At 63.2% G+C, this 19,809-nt stretch carries 21 protein-coding genes; 12 read left to right on the forward strand and 9 right to left on the reverse strand.

Annotated elements, in window-relative coordinates; genetic code table 11:
• Positions 1-132: 132 nt before the first annotated feature.
• The gene (locus RT582_RS15105) at positions 133-567 is read left to right on the forward strand and encodes an anti-virulence regulator CigR family protein (protein WP_313478245.1); all 435 of its coding nucleotides are present in this window, start codon (positions 133-135) and stop codon (positions 565-567) included.
• Positions 568-613: 46 nt separating this feature from the next.
• Here RT582_RS15105 and RT582_RS15110 read toward each other — a convergent pair whose 3' ends face one another.
• Positions 614-934: a hypothetical protein gene (locus tag RT582_RS15110; RefSeq protein ID WP_023447110.1), complete on the reverse strand. Its 321-nt coding sequence runs from the start codon at positions 932-934 to the stop codon at positions 614-616.
• A 61-nt stretch (positions 935-995) separates the two neighbouring features.
• Here RT582_RS15110 and RT582_RS15115 point away from each other — a divergent pair, with 61 nt between their 5' ends.
• The 3 genes from RT582_RS15115 to RT582_RS15125 all read left to right on the forward strand — a co-directional run bounded on the left by RT582_RS15115 (position 996) and on the right by RT582_RS15125 (position 3,006).
• Positions 996-1,904, forward strand: a complete 909-nt coding sequence (locus RT582_RS15115) for a LysR family transcriptional regulator (RefSeq protein ID WP_014820018.1) — start codon at positions 996-998, stop codon at positions 1,902-1,904.
• A 28-nt stretch (positions 1,905-1,932) separates the two neighbouring features.
• Positions 1,933-2,487: a peptidylprolyl isomerase gene (locus RT582_RS15120; RefSeq protein WP_003303960.1), complete on the forward strand. Its 555-nt coding sequence runs from the start codon at positions 1,933-1,935 to the stop codon at positions 2,485-2,487.
• Between the two features lie 96 nt (positions 2,488-2,583).
• A complete protein-coding gene (locus tag RT582_RS15125; RefSeq protein ID WP_125878048.1) occupies positions 2,584-3,006 on the forward strand; it encodes a DUF6306 domain-containing protein in 423 nt (140 codons plus the stop codon).
• 9 nt (positions 3,007-3,015) lie between these two features.
• Here RT582_RS15125 and RT582_RS15130 read toward each other — a convergent pair whose 3' ends face one another.
• The 3 genes from RT582_RS15130 to tcdA all read right to left on the reverse strand — a co-directional run bounded on the left by RT582_RS15130 (position 3,016) and on the right by tcdA (position 6,500).
• Positions 3,016-4,146 carry a GNAT family N-acetyltransferase gene (locus RT582_RS15130; RefSeq protein WP_313478247.1) on the reverse strand — a complete coding sequence of 377 codons (1,131 nt, stop codon included), beginning with the start codon at positions 4,144-4,146 and terminating at the stop codon, positions 3,016-3,018.
• Positions 4,147-4,229: 83 nt separating this feature from the next.
• A complete protein-coding gene (locus tag RT582_RS15135) occupies positions 4,230-5,522 on the reverse strand; it encodes an OprO/OprP family phosphate-selective porin (RefSeq protein WP_313478250.1) in 1,293 nt (430 codons plus the stop codon).
• A gap of 168 nt (positions 5,523-5,690) precedes the next feature.
• Positions 5,691-6,500, reverse strand: a complete 810-nt coding sequence (gene tcdA / locus RT582_RS15140) for a tRNA cyclic N6-threonylcarbamoyladenosine(37) synthase TcdA (RefSeq protein ID WP_179484444.1) — start codon at positions 6,498-6,500, stop codon at positions 5,691-5,693.
• Between the two features lie 127 nt (positions 6,501-6,627).
• Here tcdA and dapE point away from each other — a divergent pair, with 127 nt between their 5' ends.
• Genes dapE through RT582_RS15155 form a run of 3 tightly spaced genes read left to right on the forward strand, consistent with a single transcriptional unit; the run spans position 6,628 to position 9,004 of the window.
• The gene (gene dapE / locus RT582_RS15145) at positions 6,628-7,776 is read left to right on the forward strand and encodes a succinyl-diaminopimelate desuccinylase (RefSeq protein WP_313478254.1); all 1,149 of its coding nucleotides are present in this window, start codon (positions 6,628-6,630) and stop codon (positions 7,774-7,776) included.
• A complete protein-coding gene (locus RT582_RS15150; protein WP_313478257.1) occupies positions 7,770-8,576 on the forward strand; it encodes a putative RNA methyltransferase in 807 nt (268 codons plus the stop codon). Before dapE ends, RT582_RS15150 begins: the two co-directional genes overlap by 7 nt.
• Positions 8,577-8,632: 56 nt before the next feature.
• Positions 8,633-9,004 (forward strand): hypothetical protein, encoded by a 372-nt coding sequence (locus RT582_RS15155; protein ID WP_003303949.1) that lies wholly within the window; start codon positions 8,633-8,635, stop codon positions 9,002-9,004.
• 99 nt (positions 9,005-9,103) lie between these two features.
• On the opposite strand, the gene RT582_RS15160 is transcribed toward RT582_RS15155, so the two are convergent.
• The 4 genes from RT582_RS15160 to RT582_RS15175 all read right to left on the reverse strand — a co-directional run bounded on the left by RT582_RS15160 (position 9,104) and on the right by RT582_RS15175 (position 13,015).
• Positions 9,104-9,313 (reverse strand): cold-shock protein, encoded by a 210-nt coding sequence (locus RT582_RS15160; RefSeq protein ID WP_003283763.1) that lies wholly within the window; start codon positions 9,311-9,313, stop codon positions 9,104-9,106.
• 204 nt (positions 9,314-9,517) lie between these two features.
• Complete coding sequence (locus RT582_RS15165) at positions 9,518-11,353, reverse strand: GldG family protein (protein ID WP_313478260.1); 1,836 nt, start codon at positions 11,351-11,353, stop codon at positions 9,518-9,520.
• A 10-nt stretch (positions 11,354-11,363) separates the two neighbouring features.
• Positions 11,364-12,095, reverse strand: coding sequence for an ABC transporter permease subunit (locus RT582_RS15170; RefSeq protein WP_014820009.1), 732 nt, complete (start codon positions 12,093-12,095; stop codon positions 11,364-11,366).
• Positions 12,092-13,015: an ABC transporter ATP-binding protein gene (locus RT582_RS15175; RefSeq protein WP_313478263.1), complete on the reverse strand. Its 924-nt coding sequence runs from the start codon at positions 13,013-13,015 to the stop codon at positions 12,092-12,094. Before RT582_RS15175 ends, RT582_RS15170 begins: the two co-directional genes overlap by 4 nt.
• A 270-nt stretch (positions 13,016-13,285) precedes the next feature.
• Here RT582_RS15175 and RT582_RS15180 point away from each other — a divergent pair, with 270 nt between their 5' ends.
• The 5 genes from RT582_RS15180 to RT582_RS15200 all read left to right on the forward strand — a co-directional run bounded on the left by RT582_RS15180 (position 13,286) and on the right by RT582_RS15200 (position 17,299).
• Complete coding sequence (locus RT582_RS15180; RefSeq protein ID WP_376785690.1) at positions 13,286-14,620, forward strand: serine hydrolase domain-containing protein; 1,335 nt, start codon at positions 13,286-13,288, stop codon at positions 14,618-14,620.
• Positions 14,621-14,660: 40 nt separating this feature from the next.
• Positions 14,661-15,230 (forward strand): GNAT family N-acetyltransferase, encoded by a 570-nt coding sequence (locus tag RT582_RS15185; RefSeq protein WP_313478265.1) that lies wholly within the window; start codon positions 14,661-14,663, stop codon positions 15,228-15,230.
• A 95-nt stretch (positions 15,231-15,325) separates the two neighbouring features.
• Positions 15,326-16,108, forward strand: a complete 783-nt coding sequence (gene blaOXA / locus RT582_RS15190; RefSeq protein ID WP_313478267.1) for a class D beta-lactamase — start codon at positions 15,326-15,328, stop codon at positions 16,106-16,108.
• 69 nt (positions 16,109-16,177) lie between these two features.
• Positions 16,178-16,888: a class I SAM-dependent methyltransferase gene (locus RT582_RS15195; RefSeq protein ID WP_313478270.1), complete on the forward strand. Its 711-nt coding sequence runs from the start codon at positions 16,178-16,180 to the stop codon at positions 16,886-16,888.
• A gap of 48 nt (positions 16,889-16,936) precedes the next feature.
• The gene (locus RT582_RS15200) at positions 16,937-17,299 is read left to right on the forward strand and encodes a hypothetical protein (protein WP_313478272.1); all 363 of its coding nucleotides are present in this window, start codon (positions 16,937-16,939) and stop codon (positions 17,297-17,299) included.
• Between the two features lie 17 nt (positions 17,300-17,316).
• Here RT582_RS15200 and katG read toward each other — a convergent pair whose 3' ends face one another.
• On the reverse strand, positions 17,317-19,548 hold the full coding sequence (gene katG, locus RT582_RS15205) for a catalase/peroxidase HPI (protein ID WP_313478274.1): 2,232 nt from the start codon (positions 19,546-19,548) through the stop codon (positions 17,317-17,319).
• Positions 19,549-19,809: the final 261 nt, after the last annotated feature.

Here is a 19,809-nt window from a genome sequence, read left to right on the forward strand (position 1 = left end):
TCGAAAAAAACAATGGCATAGGGTAACTCGTCTGCCGGGCAAAGGCGCGTTCTGTAACGGTCGCCATGTTTTCCCAGGCAAACACAGGCTAAGCTGAGGAAATCGAAGCGGCTTAATACCCAAGAGGTTCGCATGATGTCCAAAAAGCGAGTGGTACTGCTGACTGGCGCGCTTTCACTGGCGCTACACACCGCTGCCGGCGCAGCGCAGCCGAACAGTGATCACCCTGGCAAGGGCAAGCCCGACCGCGCACAACAGCATCAGCCTTCGGCACAGCCGCCGCATCGCTACCAGGGTCCGTCGGTGGACATCGGTTCGGTTCGCATCACCCTGCGTAGTCATCGCGATCTGCTAGCGCCGGTCTCGTCTCTGCCACCGGGCATCCAGAAGAATCTGGCGCGCGGCAAGCCGCTACCGCCGGGCATCGCCAAGAACATGGACAGCCGCCTGCTGGGACACCTGCCGCGCTACGAAGGCTACGAGTGGAAACAGATTGGCCGCGACGTGGTTCTGGTCGCCATCGCCACCGGCATCGTTTACGAAATACTCGAGAACATACTGGATTGATCGGTTCGCGTTCAGGCAGCCCGCGCGATGAGGGCAGCCTAGCGTCCTATTCTGGCTGGCAGGTCAACTTGATGCGCAGGCGAATCACGTCGCGCTTGAACTTGGACGTCAGTGCCTTGCGCTCACCTGGTTGCAACTCCGTGCGTCGCGTGCGCGGCGCTTCCGGGCCGTTCTGGAACACGGCGGTACACACCGCAGCCGTGCCCCCATAGTTGAGCAGCAGTAGCCCGGCGAGGTCACGATCAATGGTCTGCGGGGTGACGGTGATCTCCGCGCCGTTGAGCTGCTGCTCGACGTCTACCGGATAAGTGACCGCATTGGCCGTGAGTGGCAGCAAGGCGACGAGTAGGTAACCGATTGTTTTCATTTTGACTGGGCTCCTCTACAGAGTGGCCAGCCTAACAGACCTTGTTAAAGGAACCGAAGGAATGAAAGTGCCCCGTGTGACCCTCGATCAGTGGCGCACCCTGCAGGCGGTCATCGATCACGGCGGCTTCGCCCAGGCGGCCGAAGCGCTGCATCGGTCGCAGTCGTCGGTCAGCTACACCGTGGCACGCATGCAGGAGCAATTGGGCGTACCGCTCCTGCGCATAGACGGGCGCAAGGCAGTGCTGACCGAGGCAGGAGAAGTCCTGCTGCGCCGGTCGCGACAGCTGGTCACACAGGCCAGTCAGCTGGAAGAACTGGCGCACCACATGGAACAAGGCTGGGAAGCCGAGGTGCGCCTGGTTGTCGATGCCGCCTACCCCAGCGCCAAGCTGATACAGGCCCTCACCGAATTCATGCCGAAGAGCCGCGGCTGCCGGGTGCGCCTGCGCGAGGAAGTGCTCTCCGGGGTCGAGGAAGTGCTCAAGGACGGCACCGCGGACCTCGCTATCAGCGGCCTGGACATCACCGGCTATCTGGGCAGCGAGCTCAGTACCGTGGAGTTCGTCGCCGTGGCACACGCCAATCATGCCCTTCACCAGCTCGGCCGCAAGCTCAGCGTGCAGGACCTGCAGAGCCAGATGCAGATCGTGGTGCGTGATACGGGCCTGCGCCAACCTCGTGATGCCGGATGGCTGGGTGCCGAACAGCGCTGGACGGTGGGCAGCCTGGCGACGTCGGTGGCCTTCGTCAGCAGCGGGTTGGGCTTCGCCTGGCTGCCCCGGCATCTGATCGGGCGCGAACTGGCCGAGGGCATACTCAAGCCGCTGCCACTGGTCCAAGGCAGTATTCGCCGGCCACTGTTCTATCTCTACACTAACCACGACAGACCGCTCGGGCCGGCTACCCGGATTCTCATCGAGCTGATCAAGACGTACGATGCTGGCCAGGCCACTCCACTGGCCGGCTGACAGCTTCCCCAACATCAGGAAAGACATCATGTTGAAACGCATTGCCCTCGCCGCCTGTACCGTTCTGCTGGCCGGCAACCTGTTCGCCGCGGAAAACCCTCGCGTACTGCTGACCACCAGCCTGGGCGAGATCGAGCTGGAGCTCGAAGCGGAAAAGGCACCGATCAGCGTCGAGAACTTCCTCGGCTACGTCGACAGCGGCTTTTATGACGGCACCGTGTTCCACCGCGTCATTCCCGGTTTCATGGTCCAGGGCGGCGGCTTCGGCGAAGGCCTGAACCAGAAGCCGACCAAGGCCCCGATCAAGAACGAGGCGGACAATGGGCTGCACAACGTGCGCGGGACCGTCGCAATGGCTCGGACCCAGAACGTGAATTCGGCTACCAGCCAGTTCTTCATCAACCATCGCGACAACGATTTCCTCGATCACGGTGGCCGCGACTTCGGCTACGCGGTGTTCGCCAAGGTCGTACGCGGCATGGAGGTGGTCGACCAGATCGCCCAGGTGCCCACCGGCAACCGCGCCATGATGCAGAACGTGCCGCTGACCCCGGTGAAGATCATCACCGCGAAGAAACTCTGATCCCCGAGGGGCCGGTTCACCGGCCCTTTTCATTTCTGCCGGCACTACCCGGCTGCCGCCAGCGTGCGAAACCCTCAACCGACAGGAGATCGCGACATGACCGAACCACAAAGCCCACTGAACACCCCGGAAGGCGAAGCCCAGCTGCTGCAGGACCTGCTCAGCGCGGAGCGCGCCGGGGCCAAGGTGGCCGGCGACTCGTTGCAACAACCCTGCACACCGGAGCAACGGCAACTGCTCGAGCAGGTCCGCCAGGGCGAAATCGAAAGCTGCAAGTTGCTGCTCAACTGCCTGCAGCATCTGGGGCTGGAACCCAACAAGGACACCGGCGCCTTCTACGGCAAGGCGATGGCTATCGAATCGCTGGACGAGCGTCTGCCCTTCATCGACAGGGGCCAACAATGGGTGATCCGAAAATTGCGCGAGTACCTGCCTGGATGCCAGGACCCGCTGCTGCGTAGCGAACTGCAACGCATGCTGCTGATCCACGAGGAGAACAGCGCCGCCTCCCACGCCTGAGACAAACGACTAGCTGCCGGCCTGCCGGTACGGCAGCGCCTGGCGCGCCGCCTCGGCGTACGCCAGCACCCCCGCACGTTCCTGCTGGAGGAAATCCGCTACCGCGGCGCGCAAACCGGGGTGCTGCAGATAGTGCCAGGAGCGCGTGATCACCGGCTCGAAGCCACGAATGAGCTTGTGCTCACCCTGCGCCCCGGCATCGAACCGCTCCAGGCCGCCCGCGATGGCCTGATCGATACCCTGGTAGAAGCACGTCTCGAAGTGCAGCCGGTCAAACTCCGCCAGACAGCCCCAGTAACGACCGTACAGGCCAGACGCACTGCGCAGGCTGAAGGCCATCGCCACCGGCCTCGAACCCTGTAATGCCAGCACCACGCGAATCGCCTGCGGCATGCGCTCGGCCAGCAGGCTGAAGAACTGCCGAGTCAGATAGGGCGCCTGGCCGCGGACCTGATAGGTGTTGGCGTAGCAGGCATAGACGAAATCCCATTCCGCCTCGCTGAGCTGGTGCCCATCGCGCCACTCGAAGCTGATGCCCTGCCCCGCCACCTGTTCGCGTTCCTTGCGCAACTGCTTGCGCTTGCGCGAGGTCAGCGCATCGAGAAAGTCCTGAAAATCCCGGTAACCACGGTTGTGCCAATGAAACTGGCAGCCGATACGCTCCAGCCAGCCCTCCCGCCCCGCCAGCAGCTGATCGGCCAGCGGCTCGGTGAAATTCACGTGGAGCCCCGACAGTTCCTGCCTTTCAAGCCCAGCGGTGAGTACATCGAGCAGCTCACCGGCAGCCTGTACGTCGCCCAGCAGGCGACTGCCGGTGACCGGGGTGAAAGGCACCGCGCAAAGCAGCTTGGGGTAGTAGGCGATCCCGGCTCGTTGGCAGGCATCCGCCCAGGCCCAATCGAACACGTACTCACCGTACGAATGAAACTTGCGATACAGCGGCAAGGCTGACTGCAGCGCGCCCTGCGGGTCGCGCAGCAGGAGATGGGCAGGTTGCCAGCCGCTACGCCCACCCACGCTGCCGCTGTCTTCCAGCGCGCAGAGGAAGGCGTGACGAAGGAAGGGCTGATCATCGCTCAGCAGCGCATCCCATTCGGCGGGAGGCAGTTCGGCGAGGCAATACAGTGTCTGGATAGGCATGCGCGCAGTCTGGCCTGTCCCGCAGGCGAAAAAAAGCCCCGCCAGGGCGGGGCTCAATGGAGCATCACGGATGAGGTGATGTTTTAGAACACGTACTGGGCGCGCAGGCTGATGGCGTCGCCGTCGTCGTCGCCATTGGCGTTTACCACGTCGTCCACGCTGGTCTTCAGGTAGTTAGCCGAGAGCTTCACCGACTCGTTGGCGTACCAGTTGAGACCGATGGTGTGGGTCTTCGCACCAGCTTCTGCGCTGTCCAGCGCGCCGACATAACCGCTCGGTGCAACACCGGTTTCATCGACGGTGATGTCGTCGAAGCGGTAGAACACTTCCCACGCACCGATCTGCTTGTTCTCCGGCTTGATCTTGTCGAACTTGCCGCCATCGAGCTTGTAGGAGCGCGACTCACCGGTGAGGGTGTACGCCAGCTGGACGTTGTAGCCGGTGGCTTCGAGGTCTTCGAAACCTTCCATGGCGTCGACGGTACGGGTCAGGTACTCACCCTGAACCGAGAACGGGCCGATCATGTAAGCCGCTTCCAGACCCCAGGCCTGATCGCTGCCGTCGGTGCGAGTGCCGCCGAAGGTGGCGCGGTTGCCGTTGGCACCACTGACTTCGGTGGTGCCACGCACGGACAGACGCGGACGGATGCGCTCCAGGTAACCTTCTTCCACGTCACGCTGACCGAAGCTCGCGCCCAAGTGCAGCACCTGGTCCTTCTCGACGATCGGGGCGATCACGCCACGCAGCACGAAGCTGGTGTTGTTGGCGCCATCTTCGTCCTCGAGCATGTCGACGCCGTCGCCACCATCCTGACGATAGGCACCGGCCTCGCCGTGGAACATGCCGACAGTGGTACGCACGCGGATGCCTTCGCCGTCTTCGTGGTCGTTCAGCCAGGGCGCCAGGTCATAGATCGCCGAGCGCTCGATGGCGGTGATCCACTTGGAGCTGACGGCTTCTTCCAGGCCGAACGTCGGGTTGATACGACCAACCGAAACCTGGACCGGCTTCCAGCCGTTGTAGTGGATGGCCAGCTCTTGCCAATCGCTGGAATCGTTGCCAAAGTTGCGGTGGAAGGTGTAGCCCCAATCGGTGAAGGCAACACCGGAAATCTCCAGACGCGCACGACGGAAATAGGTCTCGTCTGCGCGCTCGCCGTTCTGGGTGTAGAAACCATCGAAGCTGTCGGCATCAGCCTGCAGGCGGCCATTGATCTTGAACGAGAACTCCTTGTCGGTGGTTCCGACCTCCAGGCCGCCCTTGGTCTTGATAACGAGATCGGCGCCATCGGTGGTGACGGTACCGGCGAAAGCCTGGGCGGAAACGGCCAGAGCGAGGGCGCTGGCGGCGAAACCGGCGAAGTGCTTACGGATCATCCAAAATTCCCCTTTATGTTTAGCGTCGGAAACACACGAGATGGGCTCTTTGTGTTGGGGGCAATCTTGGCGGCGGCGTATGTCAGCCAAATGGCTGATATGTAAAGCTTTTGTGACAGCGGAACTTTCCGTGGAGCCGCATCACAGAGCGGCTGCGGCACTTTTTCGTCAGCTGCGAACGTTGCGCTCGCTGGGGCGTCGGGCTCCGGCGACCAGCTTGTCGACGGCCCTGGCGGCTGCAACCATGCCGAAACTGGCGGTCACCATGGTCACCGCGCCGAAGCCTCCGGCGCAGTCGAGCTTGACCCCCTCGCCAACGAAGCTCTTGCTCTGGCACACGCCGCCGTCCGGCTTCGGGTAGCGCAACTGCTCCGTGGAGAACACACAGGGCACGCTGTAGGTGCGCCCCGGCGTGCGCGAGAAGTTGTATTCGCGGCGCAGCAGCGAGCGCACCTTTGCCGCCAGCGGATCGTTGAAGGTCTTGTTCAGATCAGTGACCTGGATATGTGTCGGATCGACCTGCCCGCCGGCGCCGCCGGTGGTGATGATCTGGATCTTGCGGCGCTTGCACCAGGCGATCAGCGCCGCCTTGGCCGGCACGCTGTCGATGCAGTCGATGACGCAGTCCATGTCTTCGGTGATGTACTCGGCCATGGTTTCGCGGGTGACGAAATCCGCCACTGCATGAACCTGGCAGGCCGGGTTGATGGCGCGAATACGTGCGGCCATCTCGTCGACCTTGGCTTTGCCCACTGCGCCATCGAGGGCGTGAATCTGCCGGTTGGTATTGGTGATGCACACATCGTCCAGGTCGAACAGGCTGATCTCGCCTACCCCGCTGCGCGCCAGCGCCTCGGCCGCCCACGAGCCGACGCCACCGATGCCGACCACCGCGACATGCGCAGCCGTCAGCCGCTCGAGGCCGACGCGGCCATACAGGCGGGCAATACCGCCGAAACGCTGATCATCGATAGACATGCCGACTCCCCGGAAAAAACCTGGCGATTATAAGACCTCAGCACGCCACGGCCACTGCATCCAGCCGTCACCGCAACCGCGCCTTTGCTTTAATATGGCGCCCTTTCCCCGCCGCACCGGAGCCCTGATGACCGCGCCTGCCCTCTCCCCGACGCTCGAACTCGCCTGCGAGCTGATCAATCGCCCATCGGTGACGCCGCTGGATGAAGGCTGCCAGCGGCTGATGAGCCAGCGCCTGGCGGCCTGCGGCTTCGCCATCGAGCCGATGCATATCGAGGACGTGGAGAACTTCTGGGCCATTCGCGGCAACGAAGGCCCGGTGCTGTGCTTCGCCGGCCACACTGACGTGGTCCCTACGGGCCCGCTGCAGGCCTGGCAGAATCCGCCGTTCAGTGCGCGCATCGACGAGCAGGGCATGCTCCACGGCCGTGGCGCGGCAGATATGAAAGGCAGCCTGGCGGCGATGGTCGTGGCAGTGGAGCGCTTCACCGCCGATCACCCGAATCACAAGGGGCAGCTCGCCTTTCTCATCACCAGTGATGAAGAAGGCCCTGCGCACCACGGCACCAAGGCCGTCGTCGAGCGCCTGCGCGAGCGTGGCCAGCGCTTGGACTGGTGCATCGTCGGCGAACCGTCGAGCACCGCCTTGGTAGGTGACGTGGTGAAGAATGGCCGCCGCGGCTCACTCGGCGGCACCCTCACCGTACGTGGCCAGCAGGGCCATGTGGCTTATCCGCATCTGGCGAAGAATCCCATCCACCTGGCCGCGCCTGCGCTGGCTGAGCTCGCCGCAGAGCACTGGGACGACGGCAATGCCTTCTTCCCGCCGACCAGCTTCCAGATCTCCAACCTGAACGCCGGCACCGGCGCCACCAACGTCATTCCCGGCACGCTGGAAGCGGTGTTCAACTTCCGCTTCTCCACCGAATCCACCGTCGAACAGCTCAAGCAGCGCACCGCCGCGATTCTCGACAAGCACGGTCTGGACTGGAACGTGGACTGGGCACTGTCCGGCTTGCCGTTCCTCACCGAACCGGGCGCGCTGCTCGACGGCGTGGCCAAGGCAATCCGCAGCGTCACCGGCCGTGAGACCACGCCGTCCACCAGCGGCGGTACCTCGGACGGGCGCTTTATCGCCACCCTCGGCACCCAGGTGGTCGAGCTCGGCCCGGTCAACGCGACCATCCACCAGGTCGACGAACACATCCTGGCCAGCGATCTCGACCTGCTGACCGAGATCTACTACCAGACCCTGGTGAACCTGCTCGCATGCTGATCTGCCCGATCTGCCAGGCGCCGCTGAGCGCGCTCGACAACGGTGTGGTCTGCGCGGCCAACCACCGTTTCGACCGCGCGCGTCAGGGTTACCTGAACCTGCTCCCGGTGCAGCACAAGAACAGCCGCGATCCGGGCGACAACCAGGCCATGGTCGAAGCACGGCGACGCTTTCTCGACGGCGGCCACTATGCGCCGCTGGCCCGACGCCTCGCCGAGCTGGCCGCCGAACGCGCGCCGCAGCGCTGGCTGGACATCGGCTGTGGCGAGGGCTACTACACCGCCCAGTTGGCCGAGGCACTACCGGACGCCGAAGGCTATGCACTGGACATCTCCCGCGAAGCGGTCAAGCGCGCCTGCAAACGCGCGCCGCAACTGGAATGGCTGGTGGCGAGCATGGCCCGCGTGCCGCTTGCCGATGCCAGCTGCGACCTGCTCGCCAGCGTGTTCAGCCCGCTGGACTGGCAGGAGGCGCAACGCCTGCTCGCACCCGGCGGCGGACTGCTGCGCATGGGACCGACCCGCGAGCACCTATGGGAGCTACGCGCCCGGCTCTACGACGAGGTACGCGACTACGATGACGAGAAGCACCTGTCGCTGATTCCCGAAGGCATGCGCCTGGCCCACAGCGAAACCCTCAGCTACGAGCTGCAGCTGGACAACGCCCAGGCCCGTGCCGACCTGCTGGCGATGACCCCGCACGGCTGGCGCGCCAGCGCCGAGCGCCGCGCCGCCGTGATCGACAGTCACCTCAGCGTGCGGGTTGCGATACGCTACGACTGGATCGAACGCACACCCTAGCGTTCGTATATTTGCCTACGACCAAAACCTCGCACCACCACATAAGGCAGTCGCCCATGCGTCAACCCGATATCGAGATCTACCTCAGGGATGCCAGTCAGGAGGCCGTCGGCGAGTGGCTGGCCCAAGCCATTGGCTCATGCTCCGCCTGGCAACAGAAAGGCCAGACCTTCAAGTGCAGCGCCGCCGGCATTCCGGTGACCTGGCTGCCGAAGGCGGTGGGCAAATGGCATTGTCTGCTGTTGGAAAGCGATGCCACCCCCTGGGACGATGACCTCGCCTGCGCCCGCGCGGCGTATCAGGCTTTGGGTGTGGAAATCCGCTGCGCGCCAGGCGGCTGGCAGGAAGAGGAAGCCGTTGAAGAGGCCGACCGCTGGATCCGCATCAGCGATGACGGTGAAGAGGAAATCGTCTGGCGGACGGGCTGATCGGCATCGGCCGTATCGCTCATCCGTGGTGGACCGAAACCACCGGATAGCAAAACAAAGCCCGTCACTTGGACGGGCTTTGTCATTGTGCAACCGAAGTTACACGCCGGCGACGTCTTCGGCCTGCAGGCCCTTCTGGCCCTGGGTTACCGAAAACTCCACCTGCTGCCCTTCGGCCAGCGAGCGGTGGCCGTCGCCACGGATCGCGCGGTAATGCACGAACACGTCGGCGCCATTACCCCGCTGAATGAATCCATAGCCTTTTGCATCGTTGAACCACTTGACGGTTCCGGTCTCGCGCTCAGCCATTACCACTTCTCCAACTCGCTTTTTGTTATTCCTCAGAAGAGGGGTCGACGGTCAGGCCTTCGTGCATTCGGCTCCGGCGCAAATGCGACTCGAACGCGACCGTTGCCGGAGTATAAAACAACGATTTTCGCTGTCAGCCTCTTTTTTCCGCTGCGGATTTGACACCCTCACCCGCCCCGGCCAATGCCGGAACGGGTGCTCTGTTCAGGCGCTCCGGCGGCGTCGCCATAGCCACAAGGCGAGCACGCCCAGGGTCAGAAGCAAGGGCACCAGCGCGATGTTGGCGAACTTCAGCGTACGCCCCAGCGCTTCGATATCGGCATTGAGCTGGTAGCGCACCTCACGCAACTCCTTGCGGATACGCGCCTTCTCCTGCTGGAACTGACGCAACGCCTGCTCCTGCTCAGCCGTCAGCTCCAGCGCCTGCTCCGGGTCCGGACTCTGCAGCTCGGCCAGTTGCTGCTCGGTATCAGCCAGGCGCTGCTGCAGCACTTCTTCCTTCTCGCGGAAACGATCTTCGGCCTCGCGCTGCAAGGTTTCTACCATCACGAACGGACGGGTGAAGCGACCACGCGAACGCACGCTGATCAGCGCATCGGTGCCGGAAAGGTTGTCCAGCGCATTGATCACGAACGCGCCATTGTCCGCCCACGGCTGCGGAACGCGCTGGCCGAAGAAGTCCTGCACCTGCACCCACATGCGGTCACTCAGCAGATCGGTATCGGCGACGGCGATCACGTTGATGTTCTGGCTTTCCTTGATGCCCTCTTCACGGCCTTCGATGCCGTCCGGAAAGGCAGTTTTCGCCGGCCCCTGGATGCGCGCCGCCAGGGTGTAGCGCTCGCCGGTCGGCTCGAGACCAAGCAGCAGGGTTTCCGGGTTGTCCAGCGTGGCGAAGCGCTCGGCCTCCACCGGCATGGCGTAGTCGGAACTGCCGAACAGCGGCGTGAAGCGCGTCGTCGCGTCCTCCAGCGGCTCCAGAATGCCGGCGCTGGCGATGGTGATGTTTTCCAGCGCGGCGGTGGTCACGTCATCCTGATCCAGCGCGTTGCGCGGCAGGCTCAACCAGCCTGCGTGGCGCACCGGACGGCGCTCCGCACCGACGCCAACCGACATCGCGTAGGCTGCATCGACCAGCGCCTGTTGCGGCACCATGCGCACGCCCCAGGCCTTGAACAGTGGCTCGAGGTCGGACGGACGCTCCTCGCCGAATTCTCCTGGACCGATGCCCATGCCCGGATCGGCCTCGCTGTGCGGATCGACGAATACCAGCAGCTTGCCGCCACGCAGGACGAACTGGTCGATGGCGTACAGCGTCTGCTCGGGCAGATCCTTCGGGTGAATCAGCAGCAACACCGAGACGTTGGTCGGGATCATGTCCACATCGCGGCGCAGGCTTTCGATATGGAACAGCTGGCGGACTTCCTCCAGCACCATCCACGGCGGCGTCGCCTGCTGAGTCCGCATGTCGAAACCGCCGGTCAGCTGCAACCCTGACAGCACGCCGACCACCGGCAGCTCGCCACTAGCCAGGCCCTGCACCAGGCGGCTGATCTCGTACTCGAGAAACTCTTCCTGATCCAGCGGGAAGAACGGAATGATCTGCGTGCTGCCCTCGGCATTGGTGCCGGCGAGGCCGAAGTAGATCTTGTCGCCGCCCTGGTTGAGCGGCACCGCCTGCAGGCCGAACTCGGCGGCACGGTCCTCCTCTTCGGAGAACGGCTGCGGGTCGATCACATGCAGCTTGAGCTTGCCAGCGGAGGCCCGCTCGTAGGCCTTGAGCATCTCCTCGACGCGACGTGCGTAGTTGCGCAGCGCCACCAGCTCCTTGGAGGTCTCGTCCGAGTAGAAGAAGTGCAGTTCGATCGGTTCCTTCAGGCCGTCAAGAATGCGCTCGGTGCCCTCGGAAATGGTGTAGAGCTTCTGCTCGGTCAGGTCGAGCCGCGCATTGGTGAACAGCATGCCGGACACGCCGTTGAACAGCAGAAATGCCAGTGCGATCAGCAGCAGCCCGGCACCGGAATAGATGATTCGTTTCATGTCTGTTCCCTCAGGCGGCTTTCTTCAGATCGACGACCACGGCAGTGGCAGCCAGCCAGGCGACGATCAGCGTGACGAAATACAGCAGGTCACGCAGGTCGATCACACCCTTGCTGATGGAATCGAAACGGATCAGGAAGCTCAGCGAAGCCACCGCATCGATCAGCCACTGCGGCGCCCAGGCGAAGGCATCCAGCACCATCGGCAGGCCGCTGACGATGAACAGGAAACACACCGCCACCGCGAGGATGAAGGCGATCACCTGGTTCTTCGCCAGCGCCGACATGCACGAGCCGATCGCCAGAAACGCACCCGCCAGCAGCCAGCTGCCGAAATAACCAGCGACGATCACACCGTTGTCCGGCTCGCCCAGGTAATTGACGGTGATGACCATCGGGAAGGTCAGCAGCAGCGCGATGCCAGCGAATACCCAGGCGGCGAGGAACTTGCCGGTAACCGCCTCGAAGCGGGTGATCGGCAGCGTCATCAAGAGCTCGATCGAGCCGGACTTGCGCTCCTCCGCCCACAGGCGCATGGCGATCGCCGGCACCAGGAACAGGTACAGCCAGGTATGGAAGCTGAAGAACGGCGTGAGGTCGGCCTGGCCGCGCTCGTAGAAACCGCCCAGGTAGAAGGTGAACACCCCGGAGAGCACCAGGAAGATCACGATGAACACGTAGGCCAGCGGCGTGGCGAAATAGCTGCCCAGCTCGCGCTTGAAGATAACCGGCAACTGGGTCATAGCGACTCCCCGCGAGTCAGGTTACGGAACACCTCATCCAACCGGCCGCGTTCGACGTCCAGCTCCTTCACCACCCAGCCATGCTGGGCGATCAGCGCACTGACCTGGGGGAAAATCACCTGCCCCGGCTGCGCCAGCAACGTCAGGCTGTGCTCGGGCTCGTTGAATTCGACACCGGCCACGCCGGGCAACGCGGCCAGGGCAACGTCGTCCAGCGGACCGTCGCTGACCAGCGTGACGGCCTGGTGATATTTCGACCGGCTCTCCAGCTCCAGCGGCGTGCTGTCGGCCACCAGTCGGCCCTGGGCGATGACCACCGCGCGGGTGCAGACCGCACTGACCTCTTCGAGGATATGCGTGGAGATGATGACAATCTTGTCCTGCGCCAGCCCCTGGATCAGCTGACGCACCTGGTGTTTCTGGTTCGGATCGAGGCCATCGGTGGGCTCGTCGAGAATCAGCACCTGCGGATCGTGCAGGATCGCCTGGGCCAGGCCGACGCGACGCTTGAAGCCCTTGGACAGCGTCTCGATGGACTGCCCCAGCACGTTCTCCAGCTCCACCTGGGCGACCGCGGCTTCGACCCGCTGGCGCTTGTCCGCACCACGGAAGCCGCGGACTTCAGCGATGAACTCGAGAAAACCGCGCACCGTCATGTCGCCGTAGCAGGGCGCGCCTTCGGGCAGATAACCGATCTGCCGCTGGGCCTGCAGGGTCTGGGTGCGAATGTCGTGGCCGAGGACGCTCGCCGTGCCCGACGTCGGCGCGAGAAAGCCGGTCAGCATCTTCATAGTGGTGGACTTGCCGGCACCATTCGGGCCGAGAAATCCCAGCACCTCGCCGCGCTGGACCTGGAATGACAGGTCGTCGACCGCGGTGTGCTGGGCAAAACGCTTGGTCAGGTTGCTTATTTCGATCATGGACTCTCACCAGTGCACCAAAGGCCCTGGCGTGCCGCCGCGCGACCCGAGCCAGGTCCTGCAAAAATGCCGGCGGCACTATAAGAACAGCAACCCGACGAATGCAACCAGTCCCTAGACTGAGAGGACTACGCTGGTCATCACCGCTCTGCGCGCAATTCGCTATAAGGCCATGCCGCACGGATCGCAGACGCCCAGAATGCCGGCAGAGATTGTGAGACTTCCAGGCCGGCATGCCGCGAAACGCCAAGCCATTAGCAAGGACAAACCATGAAACTACGCAGGTCCAGAGAGCTAGCGAAAGTACATCTCTGCTGTTTGTTTGGCGCCATGGCGTGCTCAGCGTACGCCAGTGAGCCTACGGAGTTTCCAGACGCACAAACCAGTGATCCAGCGACAATGGGATGGATGGTTGGCTCGCCGCCACCGGCTGATCGAATCCTGCGCTTCGAGGATGGCAGCTATTTTCGCTTCCCGCAGATGCGCTGGAGCGTCGCCAATTTTCGACAGCTGATGCCTACCGTCAATGTCTCACGCGGCCTAGGTGAGTCTTCACTACTCGAGCACCAGCCAAGCAACGAGATCGATGCGCTGACATTCGTCCCTCTTGGTGGGGGCGAGCCAATGACCTGGCAGCAATCGCTGCAAGCCAATTACACCGACGGCATCATCATCCTTCACCGAGGGAAATTGGTGTACGAGCGCTATTTCGGCATATTGAAGCCGCAAGGACAGCATGCTGCCATGTCGATTACGAAAACCTTCACCGGTACATTGGCGGCGCTTCTTGTGGCCGAAGAAAAGCTGGATCCCGAACGTCTGGTCGCTGATTACGTTGCCGAGCTGGCAGCGTCGGGTTTTGGCGATGCCAGCGTGCGTCAGCTGATGGATATGACCACCGGCATTCACTTCAGCGAGGATTATGCGGACCCCAAGGCCGAAGTATGGGCGCACGCCGCCGCCGGCAATCCGCTGCCGAAACCCGCTGATTACCAGGGGCCACGGACCTATTACGAATTTCTGCAAACGGTCAAACCGCAAGGTCGCCATGGCGAGGCCTTTCATTACCGCACCGCAAATTCCGACGCTCTCGGCTGGGTAATTGCGCGAGTGAGCGGCCAGAACGTCGCACAGCTGTTGTCGGAGCGCATCTGGAGCCGATTGGGCGCGGAACAGGATGCCTACATGTCGGTAGACTCCATCGGTACGCCGTTTGCCGGTGGCGGCCTGAATGCCAGCCTGCGCGACCTTGTGCGCTTTGGCGAAATGATGCGTAACGAAGGTCGATACAACGGCACTCAGATCCTGCCGCCGGAAGTCGTGGCAGATATCCGTGGTGGAGCAAATCGAGACGACTTTGCGAAAGCCGGTTATCGACTGCTACCCGGCTGGAGCTACCGCAACATGTGGTGGGTCAGCCATAACGAGCATGGCGCTTTCATGGCCCGCGGGGTCCACGGACAAGCGATTTATGTAGATCCGCTGGCGGAGATGGTGATCGCACGGTTCGCCAGCCATCCAGTGGCGGGCAACGCAGCAAACGACCCCACCTCGTTGCCGGCATTTGAGGCTGTGGCGAAGCATCTGCTAGAACAGCGTCAATAGATTGCTGAAGCTACAAACACCCCCGGATGAACGACTCGCAGTGACCGATCCGATCGAATTCCAGACCACACGTCTGCTCTTACGGCAATGGACGCCAGCTGATCGCGCACCGTTCGCCACGATGAATGCGGACCCCAGGGTCATGCGGCACTTCCCCGCCCTGCTCAGCCGGGCAGAGAGCGATGCAATGGCTGACCGCTGCCAGGCGCTGATCGAAGAACGCGGCTGGGGGTTCTGGGTAGTCGAGCTGAAGGCCAGCGGCACATTCATCGGCTTCGTTGGCCTTCATACACCGGCGGCAGCTTTGCCGTTCTCGCCGTGCGTGGAAATCGGCTGGCGTCTGGCCGCTGATTACTGGGGCCAGGGATTGGCCAGCGAGGCTGCGCGGGCCGCGCTTGAAGTGGGGTTCGGCCGGCTCGATCTTTCTGAAATCCTGTCCTTCACCGCTATCGAGAACCGGCGCTCACGTGCGCTGATGGAGCGCCTTGGCATGCGTGAAACGGAGGAGTTCGAGCATCCAGGGGTGCCAATCGGCCATCCGCTTCGCCGGCACTGCCTGTATCGACTGGATCGCGAACGCTTTGCGGCGCAGTTGGCTGCAGCGGAATGACCGTTCATTCACGATTGGCTGGACTTCGCTGGAAACCCTGTTAGAACGGCACGCGCATAGCCGGACCCTCATCCCCACCCTACGGATATTCTTCAATGCCTCAGCTGTTCCTCGCGCTTCTGTTCCTCGGCTTTTCCGGCTTCGCTCATGCGGAAGATGCCGATATCGCCCGGCTGTTCGACGAGGTTGGCGTGGGCGGAACACTGGTGATCGAATCGGCTGAAACCGGCCAGCGCTACGTTCACAACGAAGCCCGCGCGAAGCAGCCGTTCACCGCCGCCTCCACATTCAAGGTGCTGAATACGCTGATCGCGCTGGAGGAAGGCGCCATCGCCGGCGCCGACGAGATCATCCCGTGGGACAACACCCGTTACGAGATCGAGGACTGGAACCGGGACCAGACGCTGAAGAGCGCCTTCCAGGTCAGTTGCGTCTGGTGCTATCAGTGGCTGGCGCGGCGGGTGGGTGCGGCAGACTATCCGCCACACATCCGCCAGGCGCATTACGGCCAGCTGCGCGAGCCCTTCAACGCTACCGAGTTCTGGCTGGATGGCTCGCTGACCATCAGCGCAGAGCAACAGATCGAGCTGCTCAAACGCGTGACCGCGCGCAGCCTGCCGTACCGCACCAGCAGTTACGACACATTGAAGACGGTGATGCTCACCGAAGCCGCCAAGGACTATCGTCTTTACGCCAAGACCGGCTGGGCCGCCCGCAGCACGCCAGGCACCGGCTGGTACATCGGCTACGTGGAGACTGGTGAGAATACCTGGCTGTTCGCCTTGAACCTGGACACCCGAACCGTCAGGGACCTGCCGTTGCGTCAGCAGATCGCCCTGAACGCATTGCGAGCCAAAGGCATTCTGCCGGCGGACTGAAGCAACTCAGCAGCAACCCGGGTGGTGCGCCTAGGCGCCCATCCTGAACAACCTCCTGGGAAATCCGCCATGCGCAACGATGAAATCAAGGCCATCTTCGACCAGCAGGCAACCAGCTACGACGAGCGCTGGGCGAGAACCGCGCCGATTCGCGAGGCCCTGCATTTCCTTCTGGAAGCCGTGTTTGCCGACCTCCCAGCCGATGCCCGGATTCTGTGCGTCGGTGCCGGCACCGGCGAGGAAATCGCATACCTGGCGAGGCGCTTCCCGCGCTGGAGCTTCACCGCCGTCGAGCCCTCCGGTGCAATGCTCGAGGTGTGCCGCAACAAGGCGATCGAGGGCGGCTACGCCGATCGCTGCCAGTTTCATGAGGGCTATCTGCAATCGCTGCCCGAGCAGGACGCCTTCGATGCCGCGACGTGCTTTCTGGTGTCGCAATTCATTCTGGAGCCTGGGGCCCGTGCGGAGTTTTTCCGTGCCATCGCTAGCCGGCTTCGCCCGGGCGCACGCCTGGCCAGCTCCGACCTGGCATCGGATATCGCCTCGGCCGAATACACGGCGCTGCTCGAAACCTGGATGAACATGATGACCGTGGCTCGCATCCCGGCCGCCGGCGTGGAGCAGATGCGCGCAGCCTACTCCCGCGATGTGGCGGTGCTGCCTCGCGAGCGGGTCGCAGCGATCATCGAATCCGGCGGCTTCACCGACCCCGTCCTGTTCTACCAGGCCGGGCTGATTCACGCCTGGTACTCGACGCGGTCAACGGTCGATGCGCAATAACGCCGCGGCATGGCGGCTGTATCCGACCGGCCGAGCATGAAGCGATCCGTGTTGCGTTCGTTTCTTCTCGCCACGTTGGCCGGTGCGGCGATCTGGAGCCTGTCGCCGCTGCTGACGGGCCACGTCGAGCCCTGGGATGCCGGCGGCCTGTACTACACCGTAGCGCTGGCCCTGGGTGGCTGCTTGTGTGGCTCTATCGCGCCGAAACCCTTGTGGCCGCTCTACGTTGGCTGTGTGGCCGGGCAAATTCTGTATCTGCTCGGATGGTTGCCGACCGGGCCATTGCTCCCCGTCGGGCTGGTGTTCGTGCTGCTGTGCTCCCTGGTCTTTCTCGCCGGAGCCTATGTCGGCTCCCGAGCCCGAACCGGATGGCAGGCTCGAAAGCAGCAGCTACCCCGTGGCGGCGCCTGATGGCGCCGCCGCGAGCTCTAGGCTGAGAGCTTCTGGCTGAAATTATCGGCGGGCTTGCCGATATCGAGCCGGTCCACGTTCATTACCTTGTCCCAGGCTTTGACGAAGTCCTGCACGAACTTCTCGTTGCCGTCGGCCATTCCGTATACCTCAGCCTGGGCACGCAGCTCCGATTGCGCGCCGAAGATGAGGTCCACGCGGGTGGCGGTCCAGGTGGGCTGGCGGGTCTTGCGGTCGAGGCCCTGGAAGCGGTTCTTGTGCTCAGTCGCGACCCACTCGTTCTGCATGCTCAGCAGGTTGACGAAGAAGTCGTTCGAAAGCGTGCCCACGCGCTTGGTGAAGACGCCTTCCCTGCCGCCATCCGCATTGGTGCCCAACACACGCATGCCGCCGACCAACACGGTCATTTCCGGCGCGCTCAGCCGTAGCAGGTGGGCCTTGTCGACCAGCGCTTCCTCGGGCGCCATGAAGTGGGACTCGTGGTAGTAGTTGCGGAAGCCATCGGCGACCGGCCGCAGCGCTTCGAACGAGGGCCCATCGGTCCACTCTTCGAGCGCATCCATCCGCCCTGGCGTGAAGGGCACGGTGACGGCCACGCCGCCGTCCTGTGCCGCTTTCTCGATGGCAGCGCAGCCGGCGAGCACGATCAGGTCCGCCATGGAGACCTTTTTGCCCCCGCTGGCCGAGCCGTTGAACGTGTTCTGGATCTCGCCGATTTTCTGCAGCACGCGATCCAGCAGGGCTGGGTTGTTGATCTCCCAATCCTTCTGCGGCGCGAAGCGGATACGAGCACCGTTGGCGCCTCCGCGCTTGTCCGATCCGCGATAGGTGGCGGCCGAAGCCCAGGCTACCGACACCAGCTCGGACACGGAAAAGCCCATACCGAGCAGCTGCTGCTTCAGCGCGGCGATGTCCGCCTCGTCGATCACCGGGTGGTCACGTTCGGGAATCGGGTCCTGCCAGATCAGCTTTTCCTGCGGCACCAGTGGCCCGAGGTAGCGGCCGATGGGCCCCATGTCGCGGTGGGTGAGCTTGAACCACGCCTTGGCGAAGGCATCGGCGAACTCGTCCGGGTTTTCCAGGAAGTGGCGGGAGATTTTTTCGTAGATCGGGTCGAAACGCAGCGCCAGGTCCGAGGTGAGCATGGTCGGCTTGCGCTTTTTGTTCGGGTCGAAGGGGTCTGGAATGATTTCCGGTGCGTCCTTGGCTTCCCACTGATGCGCGCCAGCCGGGCTCTGGGTCAGCTCCCATTCGAAGTTGAACAGGTTCTCGAAGAAGTAGTTGGACCACTGCGTCGGGGTCTGACTCCAGATGACTTCCAGGCCCGAGGTAATGGCGTCTGCACCGGCACCGGACTGGAACCTGCTGCGCCAACCCAGGCCCTGGTCTTCGATCAGGGCGCCTTCCGGGTCTGGCCCCAATAGCGAAGGGTCACCCGCGCCGTGGGTCTTGCCGAAGGTGTGGCCCCCGGCGATCAGCGCCACCGTTTCATAGTCGTTCATCGCCATGCGGCCGAAGGTTTCGCGAATATCGATGGCCGAAGCTTTGGGGTCGGGGTTGCCGTTGGGGCCTTCCGGGTTCACGTAGATCAAACCCATCTGCACCGCGCCCAGCCCCGGATGCAATTGCCGCTCGCCACTGTAGCGTTCATCACCCAGCCAGGTGCCTTCGGGGCCCCAGAAGAGCTCTTCCGGCTCCCAGGTATCCGCGCGTCCGCCGGCAAAACCAAAGGTCTTGAAGCCCATGGATTCCAGCGCCACGTTTCCCGTGAGCACGTAAAGGTCCGCCCAGGAAATTTTACGGCCGTACTTCTGTTTGATCGGCCAGAGCAGGCGCCGAGCCTTGTCCAGCGAGGCGTTGTCCGGCCAGCTGTTGAGCGGTGCGAAACGCTGCTGTCCGCCACCGGCGCCGCCGCGGCCATCGGTGATCCGATAGGTGCCGGCGCTGTGCCAGGCCAGGCGAATGAACAGCCCGCCGTAATGGCCGAAATCCGCCGGCCACCAGTCCTGGGAATCGGTCATCACCTGGTGAAGATCAGCAATCACAGCGTCGAGATCGAGGGAGTTGAATTCCGCGGCATAGTCGAAATCGCCACCGTAGGGATTGGAACGTGGCGAATGCTGGTTGAGCGACGTGAGGCTCAGTGCTTCAGGCCACCAGTCGCGATTGCCCGGGCGTTTGCGGGGCGCACCAGCGCCATGACCGAATGGGCATACACCGCCCGCCTTTTCGCCAGTCTCTTCGTTCATATTCTGCTCCTCACGGTTGTCGATGACGCGATCAGGCGCCGCTTGAAACAACCTAGCACCGAGCTCATGAACGAACAAAAGGCCAGGGCGGCGTTTTCAGGGCTGCAGGAACGAGGCTGAAAACGGCGCCAGCGCAGCAACCAAGCGGTTTCTAGCTACCCGGACTGCGGCTGAAATGGCGCGTACGGAATTTCCCTATCGGCCCGATAGGCGCAGCCTCAAACAGCGCATCCAATCGCCCCATTTACGCCTCACACTCCA

It is taken from the genome of Stutzerimonas kunmingensis, from assembly GCF_032106285.1.
Lineage (GTDB): Bacteria > Pseudomonadota > Gammaproteobacteria > Pseudomonadales > Pseudomonadaceae > Stutzerimonas > Stutzerimonas kunmingensis_B.